Annotated in this window: 17 protein-coding genes; 6 read left to right on the top strand and 11 right to left on the bottom strand. The window is 34.7% G+C overall.

Annotated features, from left to right (window positions below; genetic code table 11):
* Positions 1–4: 4 nt before the first annotated feature.
* The gene (locus H2O64_RS12040; protein ID WP_187562463.1) at positions 5–298 is read right to left on the bottom strand and encodes a hypothetical protein; all 294 of its coding nucleotides are present in this window, start codon (positions 296–298) and stop codon (positions 5–7) included.
* On the bottom strand, positions 288–1067 hold the full coding sequence (gene surE, locus H2O64_RS12035) for a 5'/3'-nucleotidase SurE (protein WP_187562462.1): 780 nt from the start codon (positions 1065–1067) through the stop codon (positions 288–290). The genes H2O64_RS12040 and surE overlap by 11 nt, the downstream gene beginning before the upstream one ends.
* 236 nt (positions 1068–1303) lie before the next feature.
* Here surE and H2O64_RS12030 point away from each other — a divergent pair, with 236 nt between their 5' ends.
* The 4 genes from H2O64_RS12030 to H2O64_RS12015 all read left to right on the top strand — a co-directional run bounded on the left by H2O64_RS12030 (position 1304) and on the right by H2O64_RS12015 (position 6082).
* Positions 1304–3430 (top strand): carboxy terminal-processing peptidase, encoded by a 2127-nt coding sequence (locus H2O64_RS12030; protein WP_187562461.1) that lies wholly within the window; start codon positions 1304–1306, stop codon positions 3428–3430.
* Positions 3431–3444: 14 nt separating this feature from the next.
* A complete protein-coding gene (locus tag H2O64_RS12025; RefSeq protein ID WP_187562460.1) occupies positions 3445–4554 on the top strand; it encodes an ABC transporter permease in 1110 nt (369 codons plus the stop codon).
* A 110-nt stretch (positions 4555–4664) separates the two neighbouring features.
* Positions 4665–5507 (top strand): DNA/RNA non-specific endonuclease, encoded by an 843-nt coding sequence (locus H2O64_RS12020; RefSeq protein WP_187562459.1) that lies wholly within the window; start codon positions 4665–4667, stop codon positions 5505–5507.
* An 89-nt stretch (positions 5508–5596) separates the two neighbouring features.
* Positions 5597–6082: an SPFH domain-containing protein gene (locus tag H2O64_RS12015; RefSeq protein ID WP_187562458.1), complete on the top strand. Its 486-nt coding sequence runs from the start codon at positions 5597–5599 to the stop codon at positions 6080–6082.
* Positions 6083–6128: 46 nt separating this feature from the next.
* Here H2O64_RS12015 and H2O64_RS12010 read toward each other — a convergent pair whose 3' ends face one another.
* The 9 genes from H2O64_RS12010 to H2O64_RS11970 form a co-directional block, all read right to left on the bottom strand.
* Complete coding sequence (locus H2O64_RS12010) at positions 6129–7682, bottom strand: vitamin K epoxide reductase family protein (RefSeq protein WP_187562457.1); 1554 nt, start codon at positions 7680–7682, stop codon at positions 6129–6131.
* A gap of 180 nt (positions 7683–7862) precedes the next feature.
* The gene (locus H2O64_RS12005; RefSeq protein WP_187562456.1) at positions 7863–8024 is read right to left on the bottom strand and encodes a hypothetical protein; all 162 of its coding nucleotides are present in this window, start codon (positions 8022–8024) and stop codon (positions 7863–7865) included.
* 113 nt (positions 8025–8137) lie between these two features.
* Positions 8138–9430 carry a rod shape-determining protein RodA gene (gene rodA / locus H2O64_RS12000; RefSeq protein ID WP_187562455.1) on the bottom strand — a complete coding sequence of 431 codons (1293 nt, stop codon included), beginning with the start codon at positions 9428–9430 and terminating at the stop codon, positions 8138–8140.
* Positions 9423–11306: a penicillin-binding protein 2 gene (mrdA, locus tag H2O64_RS11995; protein ID WP_187562454.1), complete on the bottom strand. Its 1884-nt coding sequence runs from the start codon at positions 11304–11306 to the stop codon at positions 9423–9425. Before mrdA ends, rodA begins: the two co-directional genes overlap by 8 nt.
* Positions 11303–11809, bottom strand: coding sequence for a rod shape-determining protein MreD (locus H2O64_RS11990; RefSeq protein ID WP_187562453.1), 507 nt, complete (start codon positions 11807–11809; stop codon positions 11303–11305). The genes mrdA and H2O64_RS11990 overlap by 4 nt, the downstream gene beginning before the upstream one ends.
* Positions 11810–12631, bottom strand: coding sequence for a rod shape-determining protein MreC (gene mreC / locus H2O64_RS11985; RefSeq protein ID WP_187562452.1), 822 nt, complete (start codon positions 12629–12631; stop codon positions 11810–11812). It abuts the gene before it with no gap.
* A 14-nt stretch (positions 12632–12645) separates the two neighbouring features.
* A complete protein-coding gene (locus H2O64_RS11980) occupies positions 12646–13674 on the bottom strand; it encodes a rod shape-determining protein (protein WP_187562451.1) in 1029 nt (342 codons plus the stop codon).
* A gap of 66 nt (positions 13675–13740) precedes the next feature.
* Complete coding sequence (gene purH / locus H2O64_RS11975) at positions 13741–15273, bottom strand: bifunctional phosphoribosylaminoimidazolecarboxamide formyltransferase/IMP cyclohydrolase (RefSeq protein WP_187562450.1); 1533 nt, start codon at positions 15271–15273, stop codon at positions 13741–13743.
* A 185-nt stretch (positions 15274–15458) separates the two neighbouring features.
* Entirely contained in the window at positions 15459–15917 is a 459-nt protein-coding gene (locus H2O64_RS11970) for a GAF domain-containing protein (RefSeq protein WP_187562449.1), read from the bottom strand.
* Between the two features lie 170 nt (positions 15918–16087).
* On the opposite strand from H2O64_RS11970, the gene xrtF reads away from it, so the two are divergent.
* Together xrtF and H2O64_RS11960 are read left to right on the top strand one after the other, a co-directional pair.
* Positions 16088–16615, top strand: a complete 528-nt coding sequence (gene xrtF, locus H2O64_RS11965) for an exosortase family protein XrtF (protein ID WP_187562448.1) — start codon at positions 16088–16090, stop codon at positions 16613–16615.
* A gap of 4 nt (positions 16616–16619) precedes the next feature.
* Complete coding sequence (locus H2O64_RS11960; protein ID WP_187562447.1) at positions 16620–17060, top strand: exosortase F system-associated membrane protein; 441 nt, start codon at positions 16620–16622, stop codon at positions 17058–17060.
* Positions 17061–17267 lie beyond the last annotated feature (207 nt).

Genomic DNA, 17267 nt, shown 5'->3' with positions numbered 1-17267 from the left:
ATTTTTAGCCAAATAATTTATGAATCATGACAAAAACAGCTGTAAGAATGGTCATAATTAAAACACCTTTTGCGTGGTTTTCTTTATTGTATTTTAAAAATCCAAAAAAGGCAACAAAGTTAAGCGCTGCGCCCCATGCTATAACAGAACTAATACGTCCAGATTTTATACTATTATCCCAGACAGCGCCTAAACTTGCATTTTCAGAGAAAGAAACATACGTCATAAATAACAATGTGCCAATAACGGTAGTTGCTATTCCAACAATGGCTCCTAAAATGATTTCTTTATTTTTCATTGAATCCTAAACTATTAAGTTTTTGTATTGCGTGATGTGCTGTTAAATCAAACATTACAGGAACTAACGAAACATATCCGTTTGCCAATGCCCATTCGTCTGTATCTTCACCTTTATCTCTATTTACAAACTTTCCAGAAAGCCAATAATATTGTTTTCCTTGTGGACTTGTGCGTTTGTCAAAATCTTCTTGCCAATAGGCTTTGGCTTGTCTGCAAACACGAATTCCTTTAATATCTTTCTCTTTCAACTTAGGAATATTCACATTCAACACAACACCTTCTGGCAAACCGTGTTTAATTACTTTCTTCGTAATTTGCTTCACATATTTCTTAGCGGCATCAAAATTTGCTTCCCAGTCATAATCTAACAATGAAAAGCCAATTGCAGGAATTCCTTCAATACCAGCTTCAACAGCGGCACTCATCGTTCCTGAATAAATGACATTAATGGAAGAATTAGAACCGTGATTAATTCCAGAAATACAAATATCTGGTTTGCGATTCAAAATTTCATTCACGGCAAGTTTTACACAATCAACAGGTGTTCCTGAACTTGCATATTCAAGCTGTGGACCATCGTCAATTGTAATATCATTGCAATAAATAGTAGAATTGGCAGTAATTGCATGTCCCATTCCACTCTGTGGACTATCGGGTGCTACAACAAAAACATCGCCTAATTCGTTCATAACTTCAATCAATGCACGTAATCCTGGTGCGGTAATACCATCGTCGTTGGTAACTAAAATTAACGGTTTATCTTTCATAAAAAATATGCTTCATTTTGAGTTGCTAAAGTACACAATTTAGCGTTTATATACATGTCATTTTTTCTTTAACAAAAAATTAGTAACAATGTTAAAAAACGGCATGGTTTTTTCTTTATTTTAGTAGAAAATTAAAAAGAATTAGCAGACCCACGTATCTTAGTATTCAAATTGAGAATAAATACACTGCTAATCTATGTGAATGAAAAAATAAAATGTCGAAAATTCAAGCGTTTATGAGAAGGAATAAAATATACTTAGTAGCACTATTAATTTTTGCAATGGTGTCTTGTGGCTTTGCCAAAAAATCATTTGATGATCCAGAACAAGATAAAACATTGGTTGACCTCATTTCTTATGTGTTAAGCAGATGGCACTTTGATCCACAAGATATCAATGATGAGTTCTCTGAAAATGTATACAACGACTTTATCAAATCAGTAGACCCAATGAAGCGTTATTTTGTAATGTCTGACATTGAAGAGTTTAGTAAATACAAAGATAAAATTGATGACGAAATCAAAGAACCTGGCGTTCAGTTTTTTAGTTTAGTTCACACACGTTTAATGAAGCGTATGGAGGAATCTAAAAAATACCAACAGGAATTATTGCTAAATCCATTCGATTTCACTCAGGATGAAACCATCAATAGAGATTATGAAAAAATAGAATTTGCAAACGATATCGATGAATTAAAAGAACGTTGGAGAAAAGAACTGAAATTTTCTACACTAGCAAACTATGACATCAAACTCGAAATTGAAAAAGATAAAAAGAAAAAAGACAATGTATATCTAATTAGAGACGATGTAACGTTAGAAAAAGAAGCGCGTGAATCTACATCAAAAACATACCTAGAGTTTTATGACTTAATGGATGATTTACAGCGCAAAGATTGGTTTAGTATGTATATAAATGCAATTGTGGAAGAATTTGATCCGCATACTACATACTTAGCACCACAAGACAAAGATCGTTTCGATATGAATATGTCTGGAACGCTAGAAGGAATTGGAGCACGTTTGCAAAAACGTACTGAAGGTGCAAAAATATTTGAAATCATTTCGGGTGGACCCGCTTGGAGAAGTAAAAAACTAGAAGCAGGAGATATTATATTAAAAGTAGCACAAGACGGAGAAGAATCAGTTGATATCGTAGGAATGCGATTGGATGATGCTGTAAAACTAATCAAAGGACCAAAAGGAACCATGGTGAGTTTAACCGTAAAAAAAGTTGATGGTTCTATTGAACTAATCACCATCAAAAGAGACTTAGTCGAAATTGAAGAAACGTATGCAAAATCGGCAATTGTCAAAAAAGGACAGCGTACATTTGGTGTGATCAACTTGCCAAAATTTTATGTAAACTTTGAAGATTATAACAAAAGAAATGCTGCAAGCGACGTAAAGAAAGAAATTGAACGTCTCAAAGAACAAGGCATGGAAGGTTTAGTATTAGACCTTAGAAACAATGGTGGTGGATCGTTAAAAACTGTTGTGGATATGGCTGGATTTTTCATCAAAGATGGCCCAGTTGTACAAGTAAAAAGTTCGATTGATGGAAAAGAAGTTTTAAAAGATGAAGACAGTCGCATTCAGTGGGACGGACCATTAGTAATCTTAGTAAACGAATTATCAGCGTCAGCTTCTGAAATATTAGCTGCAGCGTTGCAAGACTATAAAAGAGCGGTTGTTATTGGAAGTAAGCAAACGTATGGAAAAGGAACGGTTCAAAATATTGTAGACTTAAATAGATTTGTGAAAGGTAGCGATGGAAACGTTGGTGCTTTAAAACTGACAACTCAGAAATTCTACAGAATCAATGGTGGATCTACACAATTAGAAGGTGTAAAAAGTGATGTTGTAGTCGTTGATAAATACAGTTTTATTGACATTGGTGAAAAAGATCAAGAAAATCCATTACCTTGGGATCAAATTGATCCTGCAAAATACGACCTTTGGGATGGGTATATCGATTACGAGAAAACCATCAGTAGAAGTAAAGAACGTATGGCAGACAATCCACAATTAAAGCTCATTGAAGAAAATGCAAAGTGGATCAAGAAACGACGTGATGATAATGAATATCCATTAAATTACGCAGCATACAAGAAAGAAGCAGACGAAGATGAAGAATATGCAAAACGATTCAAAGCACTTTCAGATTACAACACGCAATTGACATTTACATCATTGCCGTATGAACAATTACTCATGAAAAAAGATTCTTCCTTACAAGGAAAAAGACAAGCTTGGCATGAAGAATTATCTAAAGATGTATATGTAGAAGAAGCGATCAATGTATTAGGAGACATTCAACTCAACAACATCAAAAAGAAAAAAAGAGCTGTTGTAAAAGGTTAATATAAAAGACATTAATGAGTAAAAACTCAAATTCATTAACACGATTAGCGCTCCAGAAATTCAAAAAGAATTTTTGGGGCGTTTTCAGTTTTTGCTTTATTGTAATCTGCGCATTTATTGTAGTTTTCGCCTATCTATTCACACCTGATGATACCAAAAATGCAAACCAAATGCATTTGTCTATTCACTCTAAAAGACCTGGTTTCTCAGTACAAATGCTCACAATTCCTTCCAAAGAAAAAACAAAGGAAAGTTATATAAGTACACTTTTTTTCGGAAAAGAAAACACCGCGACTGAAATTCCAATATCAAACTATAGAATAGAAGAAAACACACTCTTTATCACAGAATATTCAGATGGAGTTGTAATAGGAGTTGAAAAAGAAATTCCACTCACATCATTTCCAACACTGACAAAAGCGAGTGAAATTCCAACACAATTCATTCAACAAAAAACATTCCGTTTAGGAACTGATAAATACGGAAGAGATGTGCTCAGTAGAATGCTCATCGGTATGCGAATTTCCTTTACCATTGGCTTTGTAGCTGTATTTATTTCGTTGTTAATTGGAATTGCGCTAGGTGCCTTAGCAGGATATTTTGAAGGAAGAGTTGATGCCATCATCATGTGGATTATCAATGTTACGTGGTCAATTCCAACCTTATTACTCGTTATTGCTATTACGCTTACACTAGGAAAAGGTTTTTGGCAAGTATTTGTTGCGGTAGGATTAACCATGTGGGTTGAGGTCGCGAGAATTGTGCGTGGACAAGTATTAAGCGTCAAACGCATGCAATATGTCACTGCGGCGCGCGCATTAGGCTATCACGATTTTAGAATCATCGTTAAGCATATATTGCCAAATATTATGGCGCCAGTTATTGTTATTTCAGCCGCAAACTTTGCGGCAGCCATCTTAATAGAAAGTGGATTGAGTTTTTTAGGAATAGGAGCACAGCCACCAATGCCAAGTTGGGGCGCAATGATCAAAGATCATTATAGTTACATCATTCTTGGAAAACCGTATTTAGCCATCATTCCTGGAATTGCTATTATGAGCTTAGTGATGGCGTTTATGTTAATCGGAAACGCAATGCGTGATGCGTTGGATGTGAAAAACTAATATATCAATTTGATAATAGATTTTTAATTAATAATAAGTAACAAAAAGATAGTAAGCTAAGTTGAAAAAGAATATTTAAAATTTAGCATTTATAATTTAAAACAACTCTTTTGAAAAGAAATAAAATATATCCTTTATTAGTATTGTTGATTGGAGCTGCATTCATTGTCTATGAAAAATATAGCGAAAATGAAAAAGCAAACACGTACAATCCGAATGTTGAAGTTCATGGAACAAAAAAGCAAACGACAAATAGTACTCTGAAACCATTAACCAATAACTACTATTTGCCAAGCTCTACCACAGGGCAAATTGTGCATCATGAAGGTTATTCATTGTCGTACCATGAAGCTTTTGAACAAGCAGAATGGGTTGCGTATGAACTGAAAAAGAATCAAGTGGTGTATACCGATTTTAAACGTCCTTATTTTGAACAAGACAAAGCAGTGACAACGGAATCGGCACATTGGAGAAACTATAAAAAATCTGGATACGATCGTGGGCATTTGTGTCCTGCGGCCGATCGAAAATATACAAAAGCAGCCTTTACGGAAACTTTTTTAACGAGTAATATTTCGCCTCAAGAACATAAGTTTAACGCAGGTGTTTGGAATCGATTGGAGCAAAAAGTACGCTATTGGGCAAAGAAATATGATGGCGTATATGTGATTACAGGTGGAATTTTAGAAAATGGTTTAAAAGCCATCGGAACCGAAGACGTTGCCGTACCAAATTACTTTTATAAAATACTGTTAGACAATTCTGGCGGAACCACTAAAATGATCGCTTTCTTAATGCCACACAAAGATTCTAACAAGCCGTTATATGAATTTGTTGTCTCTGTTGACGAGATTGAAAAGCGCACAGGAATTGATTTCTTTCCAGAATTAGAAGACTCTAAAGAAAATGCCTTAGAAGCTGTGACAACCTATAAAAAATGGAGTTTTAGATAGTATCGTTGTCTTTTATTTTAAAAAATTTTCTAATACCAATTTAACCAATGAACAAGCAAAGAATATTTTCAGTTATATCAATATTTCTTATGGTATTATTTTTTTCATGTAAACTGATATCGGAAAAAGAAATTCTTGTAAAACCATCTGAAATTGGAATTTATTATGACGATTCTGCAGAAAAGATGGTCATTTTAAATTCAGGAAAACACAACATTCCGCGTAGTGCTGCACTTTACAACTATTCGCTTGAAGATGTGCATGTTAAAGAAAATATTGTGGCGCTAACCAAAGATGCAAAACAGATTGCTTGTAAAGTAGACTATTGGTACAATTTAAATTCCAAAGCAATAAGGAAATTACATGTAAAAGTTGGGGTAGATTTTAATAGAAACCTCGTTTTGCCAAAAATACGTTCAATAATGCGCAAGTCATCTTCAGTATATGATTTTGCAGATATAGAAGTAGCTGAAATTGAAAAAGAAATTATATCTATACTTAAAAATGATATAGAATTTTCTGAATTGATAAAAACAAAATCTTTTAAATTAAAAATTGAGCCTTATAAATATTAGGGGCAATAGTAATCGTTCTTTCAGCAATTAAAAAACCAGATAGTTTCTATTCACTTTCAACTTGTTGCGACTCTAAAATCATATCCTGAATAAATAACGGTAAATCCTTAACCTCGTATGTTTTTGGGAAGAAATTATCATTCAAAATACTCGCAGGTGTATAATGAATATCGTTGATATTACACCATTCTCTGTGTGAGTTTAATACTTCCATAGCCTTTGGGTTTTCAGAATGTCCAAAGTTTTTATGCCACGTATCAATATCTCTATCCGCAAACCATGCTTGTAAAGCGGTATAAGATTTTTTAGGATCTTGCAAATACAAATCGACCAATCGGGAAGCAATTTGCGTGCTCTTATTTTCAGCATCCGGTGGGACATTAAAAATAAATTCTAACCGAATATCATTTCCGTAGGTGTTCATTAATTTATCATACGATTCAAATGCGCCAGTACAAAAACCACACAACGGATTGGTAACACCTTGAAGTTTTATAGCGCCACTAGGATTTCCAAATACAACACTTAATTGCTCAGGAATCACCTTTGTGTTCAACACGCTTTCTTCTTGCAACATGGTTTTAAACAACTCTGGATTTCTTTTAAATTTTAAAAAATCGGTTTCGGTAGCAGCCAATTTTTCATGGCTTTCCCAATACGATTTGCAATACATCCAACCGATATAAATCAATAAGAAGATTCCAATCGCTTTTGCAATATATGCTGAATTTAATACCCAAATAAAACTAAATGTACTTGCCAGCAATGCAGTTTGAAGTACTAAAATTCCAGCAATTAATAAACACAGCGCGCACCATTGTTTTAAAACAACACCTTGTCTATACAATGCATAAAGTACAATGGGAAGTCCTGCTAATGAAAGTCCTAAAAGTGTAGTTTGGTGAAAACCAATAGAAGATAATATCAAGAACAATCCTGCAAAGAATACAAAAGAAGCATCACTCAAAGAAATGATTCCAAATAGTTTATTTCCAACTGTGTTAATCACGTCGCCACAGGTACTATTTTTTGAAATAGCACCACAAACTTTGGCAACAGCTTTACTTTTTATGCCTAAATCTTCTCGGATAATTAACACACTAATGTACAGGCCAACCAACGTAAGCGCAGTGTACAATAAATACGTTAAGCTAAAGTTGAGCATTACATTGGTGGAAGCAACTGCGGCAACAATAAAATACGGTAATGCAGTTTCAATAGATTTTGTATTGACTGTTTTTTCCTGTGCTTCAACTGCGATGATGGTTCCTGTCCAACGTTCTGTAAATACGGCTTCGGTTACTTTCTCTTTCTTTTCATCAGGATATGTAATGTGCACCATGCCGCGTTTCTTTTCAGTAAGCACGACTTCGTCACCACTGTCAGTGCTGATCAATGCTAAAAATGATGCTGGCATTTGCGACAATGCTTCTTTTGGCACTGTAGCAGCTAGATTTTCAATCTCAAAATAATCCAATGTATCGGTAATCGATTTTAAACTTGGATATTCAGGATGTGATAATAACTGTAGGTTTAGACGTTCGCGATCGACATCTAAATAACTATTATTCGTTAACAAAGAAAGTATAATATTTTCCATCTAATTCATTTCAATTTTGGTAGGGGAAATTAAAATTTGTAATACAGATAGCTAAAGATAGAAAGTATTTTTGAAGTGCGAAGTATGGAAGGCTTTTTTTAAAGACTTCATCTGTTCAATTTATAAAATAAATAGGATTCAATAAAAAAAAGGAAAGCGAACCGAAGTTCGCTTAGAGTATTATGCACAAGGAGAATTCATTGGCAAGGCACACAATGGTGCGCCCCATTCACCACCACAAATTTCACATTCTCTTTGGGTTCGTGGCCACATACCACCAGTAATTTTACTTTGTGCTGTTTTACTTAATTCAGTTCCTAATTTTGAAATACTTTTTAACATGATTTATAATTTTTGGTTAAACATATCAAAAAGTACGAAAACTCAAGAACACGCTTTTACGGGAAGTCCTTACTTAACGTTTCTGTAACATTTTAGATCATAAATGGTTAAAGCTACCACTCATTAATTCGATTCGCATCAAGCTTTATAAAAATAAAGAGTAAAATAGTAAATCCCCAAAGTCCCGATCCACCATAACTAAAGAAAGGCAGTGGAATTCCAACGGTTGGAAAGAGTCCAATCACCATTCCGATATTAATGGCAAAGTGAAAGAATAGTATGGCGGCGACACTATATCCATACACGCGACTAAACTTGTTTTTTTGTTGCTCGGCGCGATGCAAAATTCGCAATAGTAATGCTATAAAAAGAAAAATAACAACTGAACTTCCAACAAATCCCCATTCTTCACCCACAGTTGTAAAAATGTAGTCTGTATCTTGTTCAGGAACAAAATCACCTTTGGTTCGTGTTCCTTTTTGCCAACCTTTTCCCCAAAAACCACCTGAACCAATTGCAATTTCAGATTGATTGGTATTGAAGCCAAAAGTTTTTCGAATCTTTTCGAGTTTTACAGGATCTTTTTCCAAACCTAAAACTAAGGTAAAACGATCGCGATGGTGTTGCTGAAAGATATTATAAAAGATATAATTTACCGCTAAAACAAATCCGATTGCAGCCACTAAAGAAGTCAATGCCAACGTTGTTTTTCGTCGTCGTTTCAGTACTTTTTTAAAGATGATAAAAATACACACCAAGCCTAAAATTAGTGTTGCTATTATGGTATAGATGTAGCCAACTTTGAGCGTAATGATAAATAGGAGTACGAGCGATAAACCTATCCATAAATAAAAAGAAGGCAAACCTTCTCTATACAAAACAAAGAAGAACGCCAAATACACCATAGCACTTCCTGCATCGGGTTGTAGCATAATGAGTACTGGTGGCGCTAAAATAATGGCAAAGGCAATGAGTTGATCGCGGAAGACGTTAATATTTGTTTGTATATCACTCAGAAATTTTGCGAGTGCCAATACTGTGGCGGCTTTTGCAAATTCAGAAGGTTGAAGCGTGAAACTTCCAATTGCATACCAGGAAGTTGCGCCATTTATATTTTTACCAAATACCATTAATCCCAGTAAACTTAAGAGCCCAATGATGTAAATAATACTAGAAAACCGTTCATAAAACTTGGCTTCTACCGATAGTATAAGAATGATAAGTAGGATGCTTGTGCTAATAAAAACGAGTTGTTTCCCGTATAACTGAGTCATGTCAAAAATACCTATTGAAGTATCCGTAACAGAAGCCGAGTAAATATTAATCCAACCAATTCCGACCAATAAAAAATAGAGGAGAATGGAAAGCCAATCGATTTTTTTGACAAATTTTACTTCTCTACTCATTAATTATAAATGGTTTTCCGCTCAATGGTTTTGCGTATTCTTCTTCCAAACTCTTCTCTAAGACCAATTTTTCCATTTGCTTCAAGGTAATTTCACCATTCAAATACAATTCAATCATTAAACTAGAAATCTTTCCAGCCCAACGTGAACCATAATAGCCATTTTCTACAAAAACAGCAATCGCAATTTTTGGATTATCTTTTGGTGCAAACGCAATAAAAATAGAATGATCTGTTAATTGTTTTCTTTCTCCTTCAACAATGGCGAAGTTTTCAGCAGTTCCTGTTTTTCCACAAATTTCAATTCCAGGAACATTCAAATAACGAGCAGTTCCACCTTTTTGCATGCTAAATACATCATGCATTCCTTCAATAACAGGTTCAAAATGCTCCGCATCAATTGTCGTATATTTTTTTTCTGTAAAATGTGTATTCTCTATTGGTTGACCATCAATTTGCTTGATGATATGCGGTGTATAATAAAAACCTCTGTTGGCAATAGCTGCCGTCATATTTGCCAATTGAATCGGTGTTGCTTCTACTTGACCTTGTCCAATAGCATTTGAAATCGTATTTAATACATGCCATTTATTATGCTTAAAATAGCTATTCGTATAATAATCGCCTGATGGAATTCTTCCTGCGCGTCCAGTAGATAAGTCATTCCCAAAATAATCACCCAAACCAAAGCTTTTAAGATGATCGCTCCAAACATTCATTCCTTCGCGAGGTGAATCATATTTGCTAATAATTTGACGATATGCATTGGCAAAATAGGCATTGCATGATTTTGCTACACCATTGATAATGTTTCGTCTTCCGCCTCCACAATGACAACCCATTTTTCGACCGCTTCTACCATAAATATAACCGTGATGACAGGTGTAAGTTGTTTGTGGCGTAACAACACCTTCTTGTAGCGCAATTAGCGCATTCATAGTTTTAAATGGCGAACCTGGTGCATAAGAAGCCAATAAACCTCTATCATACAAAGGTTTATTGATAGAATCATAATGTAACGCACTGTAATTCTTAGAACGTTGTCGTCCGACTAATAAATTTGGGTTGTAGCTTGGCGCAGAAATCAACGCTAATATTTCTCCTGTTGAAGGTTCAATGGCAACAATTCCGCCACGTTTATTAATCATCAATTTTTCACCGTATTCTTGCAATTTGCTATCAATCGTGATTTGAATATCTTTTCCGTTTACCGGAGGTGTGTCGTGTTTTCCGTTCTCGAATGGACCTAATATTTTATTGTGAATATCTTTTTGAAGTCGTTTTATACCTTTCGTACCGCGCAATTCGTCTTCATACGATTTTTCAATTCCTGTTCGCCCAATAAGTTCTCCTGATTGATATTCTGGATTTTTCTTTAAATCGGCATCATTCACTTCACTAATAGAACCTAAAACATTGGCGCCAACAGCTGTCTGGTAATTACGAATGGAACGTCTTTGAATGTAAAAACCTTTAAAACGATGCATTTTCTCTTGAAGAAACGCGTAATCTTTCTTTGCCATTTGTGGCACAAAAACCGAAGGAATTCGCCAAGAATAGTTTTTTGCTTTTTGTAATTTTTTTGTAAATTCTTCTTTCGGAATTCGTAATAATTTACAAAATCCTAAGGTGTCTAATGCTTTCACTTCACGTGGAATGACCATGACATCATACGATGGCTGATTGGCCACTAGAAGATTTCCGTTTCTATCGTACACATATCCACGTTCGGGATAATCATAAATTGTTTTGATAGCTGTGTCATTTTCAATCGTTGTGGCGACTGCATCCTCATTAAACACTTGAAGATACGAAAGTCTTCCTGTGTAAATAATTCCAACAGAGATAACAACAAGGTATAACAACAGTTTCCTCATGAGCTTTTTCTACTAAATAAAGTTATTGATAATGTGATGATTAGAATCGTAAAGATACTAAAGAATAACGTATTCTTAAGTGTGAGTAGTATATTAGAAATGTTAAAAATTTCTAGTAAAAACAGAAAGAAATGATGTATAAATACCAAGATGATAATGTATACCATTCGCTGTCCGAAGGCTGTGTTTTCTAGTCTTACAGATTGATGTTCGTAGCTGATTCCAAAAGCAAAACGCAACACAAAAGGTCGTATATAAGCGATAATAACGCATGCTGCTGCATTTGCGCCACCAGAATCGGAAAATAGATCAATAGTCAACCCCAAAGCAAAAGCGAGTATAAGAAACAAGCTTCTATTTGCATTAAACGGAAACAACAAAATGAAATAGATATATACCAACGGATTAATATAGCCAAAGAGATCAATATGATTGCATATCAATATTTGGGCTAATACTGCCACAACAAATCGGAGACTATTCCAAAATACAACTGAACCCATTTAATTGTTAGGAGCTAATAAGTTATCAATTTCTTCTCTGTGTAAATTTTCAATGACGTATACATGTTCCAAACTGGTCATGTCATTAAACAATTGCACGTTTATATCATATAAATTTTTACTAGTATTCAGTGTAAAGTCTTTTATGGTTCCAATTGGAATTCCTTTTGGAAATAATGTAGAGTTTCCACCAGTAATAATGGTGTCACTTATTTTAAACTTTGCCAATTTTTCAACATCTTCCAATTGCACAATATTTGGATTTTTACCATTCCAGCTTAACGTTCCAAAATGCGTTGTGTTTTTTAATTGCGCATTAATCTTAGAGATTGAATTTAAAATACTAATTACTGTTGCATGACTTCCACCAACTCTATCAACAACACCAATAATTCCATTAGGTGTAATAACGCCCATATCTGTTTTAATACTGTCAGCGCTCCCTTTATTGATGAGAATTACATTATTGGATTTGGAATAACTGTTTTTTGTGATTTTGGCAGTACGCAACAAATAATCCGTCGGATAGGAAGTGCTATCAATAAACTGAACGGTGTCTAAACTATCTTTTTTACTGTATAAAATATTCTTCAATCGACGATTTTCCTCCACCAATTTTTCATTCTCAGATTTTAATGAAAAGTAGGATGAAACACCATTGGCTTGTTCATAAACGCCGCCTGTAAGCCAATTGGCAGAATTGATAAATTTGCTTTTGTGATAAGAATGTGATTGAATGGTAAAAACAAGCGAAATAAACAGCAACAGCATGAAGAGAATAAAGTTTTTATTCTTTATCAGAAAATTAATAATCTGTTGCATCTACTTTTATGTTCTTATTTGATCAATACACTTTTAAATTTGCTTAAGTTTTTCAGGGTAATTCCTGTTCCACGTACAACGGCTCTCAACGGATCTTCAGCAATATATACAGGTAAATCTGTTTTTTGAGACAAACGTTTATCGAGTCCACGTAACATAGATCCACCACCCGCAAGATAAATTCCTGTATTGTAAATATCAGCAGCTAATTCTGGAGGCGTTTGTGACAACGTTTCCATTACGGCATCTTCAATACGTAAAATTGATTTATCTAAAGCTTTCGCAATTTCTCTATATGATATTTGTACTTGTTTTGGTTTCCCTGTCAACAAATCACGTCCTTGAACCGACATTTCTTCTGGCGGAACTTCTAAGTCTTCTGTTGCAGCTCCAATTTGAATCTTAATTTTTTCTGCAGTACGTTCTCCAACATACAAGTTGTGTTGTGTACGCATGTAGTATACGATATCATTGGTAAATACATCTCCCGCAACTTTCACAGATTTGTCACAGACAATTCCGCCCAAAGCAATCACGGCAATTTCAGTAGTTCCACCTCCGATATCAACGACCATATTTCCTTTTGGTTGCATAATATCAATACCGATACCAATAGCTGCTGCCATTGGTTCGTGTATCAAATAGACTTCTTTTCCGTTTACACGCTCCGCAGATTCTTTTACCGCACGCATTTCAACTTCTGTAATTCCTGAAGGAATACAAATAACCATACGAAGTGAAGGCGGAAATAATTTCTTTTTGAGCGCTGGAATATTTTTTATAAACATACTGATCATCTTCTCAGATGCATCAAAATCAGCAATAACTCCATCCTTTAACGGACGAATAGTTTTGATGTTTTCATGGGTTTTTCCTTGCATACGAGCAGCTTCCTGTCCGACAGCAATAATTTTGTTAGATATTCTATCCCTGGCGACGATAGAAGGACTGTCTACAACCACTTTACCATTATGAATGATCAATGTGTTTGCGGTTCCTAAATCTATTGCTATTTCCTCTGTTAAGAAATCAAAAAATCCCATCTGTTATATATCCTGTTTATGTACGTTTGTAATTCATTTTTAGTGACTTATAAAGGTACGAAAAAATTAATGTTTAAAGTGTCTTGTCCCTGTAAATACCATTGCAATATCAGCTGAATTGCAATAATCGATGCTCAATTGATCTTTTATCGATCCGCCTGGCTGAATTACCGCTTGAATTCCTGCGTTGCCTGCAATTTCTACACAGTCAGGGAACGGGAAAAATGCGTCACTTGCCATGACAGCTCCATGTAAATCAAATTTAAAATTCGTTGCCTTCACAATTGATTGATTCAACGCGTCAACTCTACTTGTTTGTCCAGTTCCACTCGCACATAATTGTTTGTTTTTCACTAAAACAATCGTGTTTGATTTTGTGTGCTTACACAATTTAGAAGCAAATAATAAATCTTCTAACTGCGCAGTTGTGGGTTTATTGTTTGTTGGATATGTTAAACCTTCCAACGTATCTGTTTTCGCATTCTTGTCTTGTACTAAAACACCATTCAAACACGAACGAACTTGTGTTTCTGGTAAGGCAACTTCATTTTGAATCAATATGATTCTGTTTTTCTTTCCTTTTAGCATTTTCAATGCATCATCATCATACGATGGCGCAATGACAACTTCACAGAATAGTTGGTGAATTTCTTCCGCCGTTACCTTGTCAATTTTTGTATTTGAAATTAAAACGCCACCAAAAGCAGAAATCGGATCGCCAGCTAAGGCATCTTTGTATGCTTGATGAATCGTTGAGCGTGTTGCAAAACCACAAGCGTTGTTATGTTTTAAAATAGCAAATGTTGGATCGTCATGTGTAAACTCGTTCATTAAGTTTACAGCTGCATCCACATCTAGTAAGTTGTTATAGCTTAATTCTTTTCCATGTAATTTATCAAACATGTCATCAAAGTTTCCAAAGAAGAATCCACGTTGGTGAGGATTTTCACCATAACGCAACACTTTTCCTTCTGTTTCGCTTATTTTTAAAGCAGGAATTTCATGATCGCTATTGAAGTAGTTGAAAATTGCTGTATCGTAATGAGAAGAAACATTGAATGCTTTTGCAGCATACGTTTTTCTATTTTCTATTGAAAAATGTCCTTCTTGTGTTTCTAATAAGTCTAAAAAGCTCGTGTAATCATTTACAGAAGATACACAAAGTACATCTGCAAAGTTTTTCGCGGCAGCTCTAATTAATGAAATCCCTCCAATATCAATTTTTTCAATAATATCGGCTTCGCTTGCGCCAGATGCTACTGTTTTTTCAAAAGGATATAAATCTACAATGACAATGTCAATTTGTGGAATTTCGTATTCTGCTAATTCAGCAACATCACTTTCATTATTTTGACGATTTAGAATTCCTCCAAATACTTTTGGATGTAATGTTTTTACGCGTCCACCTAAAATAGAAGGATATGAAGTTACATCTTCTACAGGAACGACAGGAATACCAAGGTCTTTGATAAATTTTTCTGTGCCACCAGTAGAGTAAATGGTAATGTCTAATGCATGCAGTTTTTTAACAATTGGCGCTAATCCGTCCTTGCTAAAGACCGAAATTAAAGCTGATTTTGCTTGTTTCTGGGAATTCATTCGAGTTGTGTTGTTTAATGTGTTGTTGTGAAGCTGCAAAAGTAATAATTAACACTAAAAAAACACCTTCTTATCGAAAGAAAAAAACAGAGAAATTCAACTTATTATGAGATAGATAGCAGAAATAAAGAAATATGCTATTTTATTCCTTCCTTATTTTGAATTTAATATTGTTTTTTGAGTAATTAGCTCAAAATCTCCGCAACTTTCGCATTGATAAATTCTAAAAACTCTTCGTCTTCTTTTGTAAATGGATTTGGTGTGTGCGAATCAATATCAATTTGACCAATATTTTCACCATTGACAAACAACGGAATTACAATTTCAGCTTTTACATAAATGCTACACGCAATGTAATTGTCTTGCGCTTTTACATCAGGGACTAAGAAATTTTCGTTGGAAACGGCTACTTGTCCACAAATTCCTTTTCCGAATGGAATAATCGTGTGATCTGTTGGTTCACCAGCAAACGCTCTGAGTTTAAGTTCAGGTTTGTCGCCGTTTTTAAAATAAAATCCAACCCAATCGTAATGTGAAATATTTTCTTGTAATAACTCACAGATTTTTGTCATGCGATCATTTACAGAAAGCGTTTCGTTAGCTACTATTTCGGTTACTTGAGGTTTGTATGTTGCGAATGTCATGATGTTCCTTTTTTAATGTTGGCAAAAATAGTCGAGAAATATATAAATATCTTTCATGAAATACCGAATAAAGTTGCTAAAAAAACGAATCACACAAAATTTAGATAAAATGTGAGATTTTCAACTGCTTTTACAGTAAGTTTGTATGAGTTTGACCTTTAATTAGAATTGTGTTAGAAAGTATTAAGCGATATAAATCTGCTCTTGGATTTATGATAAAATTCTTTATTGTATACGCCGTTTTAACGTTTGTATATAGTACGTATTTGTCTAATTTTGAAGGTGAACCTGATGGAGTTACCCGAATTGTAGCACAACAAACCGAACAAATCATTAATGCATTTGGATATTCAGCAGAAGTCGTTCAACACGAAGTAGAACCAACAATGAAATTATTGGTACATGACAATTACGTTGGGCGAATTGTAGAAGGTTGCAATTCTATCAGTGTTTTGATTTTATTTATCACATTTGTGATTGCCTTTACAGGAAACCTTAAGAACACGGTGCTTTTTATTAGTATTGGAAGCATTTTAGTGTATCTCGCAAACTTGCTGCGAATTGTTATTTTAGGAATTGGATTGTATCGTTTTCCACAACACGAATATATATTACATCATATTATATTTCCAACTATTATTTACGGAATGGTGTTTTTATTGTGGATGTTTTGGGTTCAAAAATTTTCAAAAAAGTAAATGTGTGAATAAAGTCTGGAAATATATCGTGATTGGTTTCCTTTTTGGATTGCTCGTATTGATTAGAGCGTTTGAAAACGAACTCTTTTATGATCCATTTTTGAGCTTCTTTAAAGACGATTATTTACATTCAAATATTCCCGAATACAATGCTTGGTTGTTATTTTTGAATCATATTTTTAGGTTTGGATTAAACATGATTGTTTCCTTAGCAATTATTTACATTGCATTTGAAAACCGTCATGTATTGAAGTTTTCATTTGGTTTATACATCGTTGCTTTCGTGATTTTAGTCGCGTTGTATTTTTACTTGATTCAACACGATTTAGAGCACGATTATTTACTTACGTTTTACGTACGCCGCTTTCTGATTCAACCGCTTTTCGTCATGATTTTACTGCCCGCTTTTTACTATCAAAGAAAAATTAAGCATGAAGAAGTGTAGGCTCGTTCCTGCGAAGGTGGAATCTCTTGGAACGCTTCGCTTTTGGAACGCTTCGCTTTTGGAACGCTTCGCTCTTGGATCGCTTCGCTCTTGGATCGCTTCGCTCTTGGATCGCTTCGCTCTTGGATCGCTTCGCTCTTGGATCGCTTCGCTCTTGGATCGCTTCGCTCTTGGATCGCTTCGCTCTTGGATCGCTTCGCTCTTGGA

Origin of the sequence: Kordia aestuariivivens, from assembly GCF_014397005.1 — a bacterium.
Classification (GTDB): Bacteria; Bacteroidota; Bacteroidia; order Flavobacteriales; family Flavobacteriaceae; genus Kordia; species Kordia aestuariivivens.
The sequence above is the reverse complement of the archived record's forward strand: the minus strand, read 5'-3'. Positions and strand labels throughout refer to the sequence as shown.

Coding starts and splice junctions, on each gene's coding strand:
- H2O64_RS12040 (WP_187562463.1), bottom strand. CDS start 298: ATGAAAAATAAAGAAATCATTTTAGGAGCCATTGTTGGAATAGCAACT.
- surE (WP_187562462.1), bottom strand. CDS start 1,067: ATGAAAGATAAACCGTTAATTTTAGTTACCAACGACGATGGTATTACC.
- H2O64_RS12030 (WP_187562461.1), top strand. CDS start 1,304: ATGAGAAGGAATAAAATATACTTAGTAGCACTATTAATTTTTGCAATG.
- H2O64_RS12025 (WP_187562460.1), top strand. CDS start 3,445: ATGAGTAAAAACTCAAATTCATTAACACGATTAGCGCTCCAGAAATTC.
- H2O64_RS12015 (WP_187562458.1), top strand. CDS start 5,597: ATGGTATTATTTTTTTCATGTAAACTGATATCGGAAAAAGAAATTCTT.
- H2O64_RS12010 (WP_187562457.1), bottom strand. CDS start 7,682: ATGGAAAATATTATACTTTCTTTGTTAACGAATAATAGTTATTTAGAT.
- H2O64_RS12005 (WP_187562456.1), bottom strand. CDS start 8,024: ATGTTAAAAAGTATTTCAAAATTAGGAACTGAATTAAGTAAAACAGCA.
- rodA (WP_187562455.1), bottom strand. CDS start 9,430: ATGAGTAGAGAAGTAAAATTTGTCAAAAAAATCGATTGGCTTTCCATT.
- mrdA (WP_187562454.1), bottom strand. CDS start 11,306: ATGAGGAAACTGTTGTTATACCTTGTTGTTATCTCTGTTGGAATTATT.
- H2O64_RS11990 (WP_187562453.1), bottom strand. CDS start 11,809: ATGGGTTCAGTTGTATTTTGGAATAGTCTCCGATTTGTTGTGGCAGTA.
- mreC (WP_187562452.1), bottom strand. CDS start 12,631: ATGCAACAGATTATTAATTTTCTGATAAAGAATAAAAACTTTATTCTC.
- H2O64_RS11980 (WP_187562451.1), bottom strand. CDS start 13,674: ATGGGATTTTTTGATTTCTTAACAGAGGAAATAGCAATAGATTTAGGA.
- purH (WP_187562450.1), bottom strand. CDS start 15,273: ATGAATTCCCAGAAACAAGCAAAATCAGCTTTAATTTCGGTCTTTAGC.
- H2O64_RS11970 (WP_187562449.1), bottom strand. CDS start 15,917: ATGACATTCGCAACATACAAACCTCAAGTAACCGAAATAGTAGCTAAC.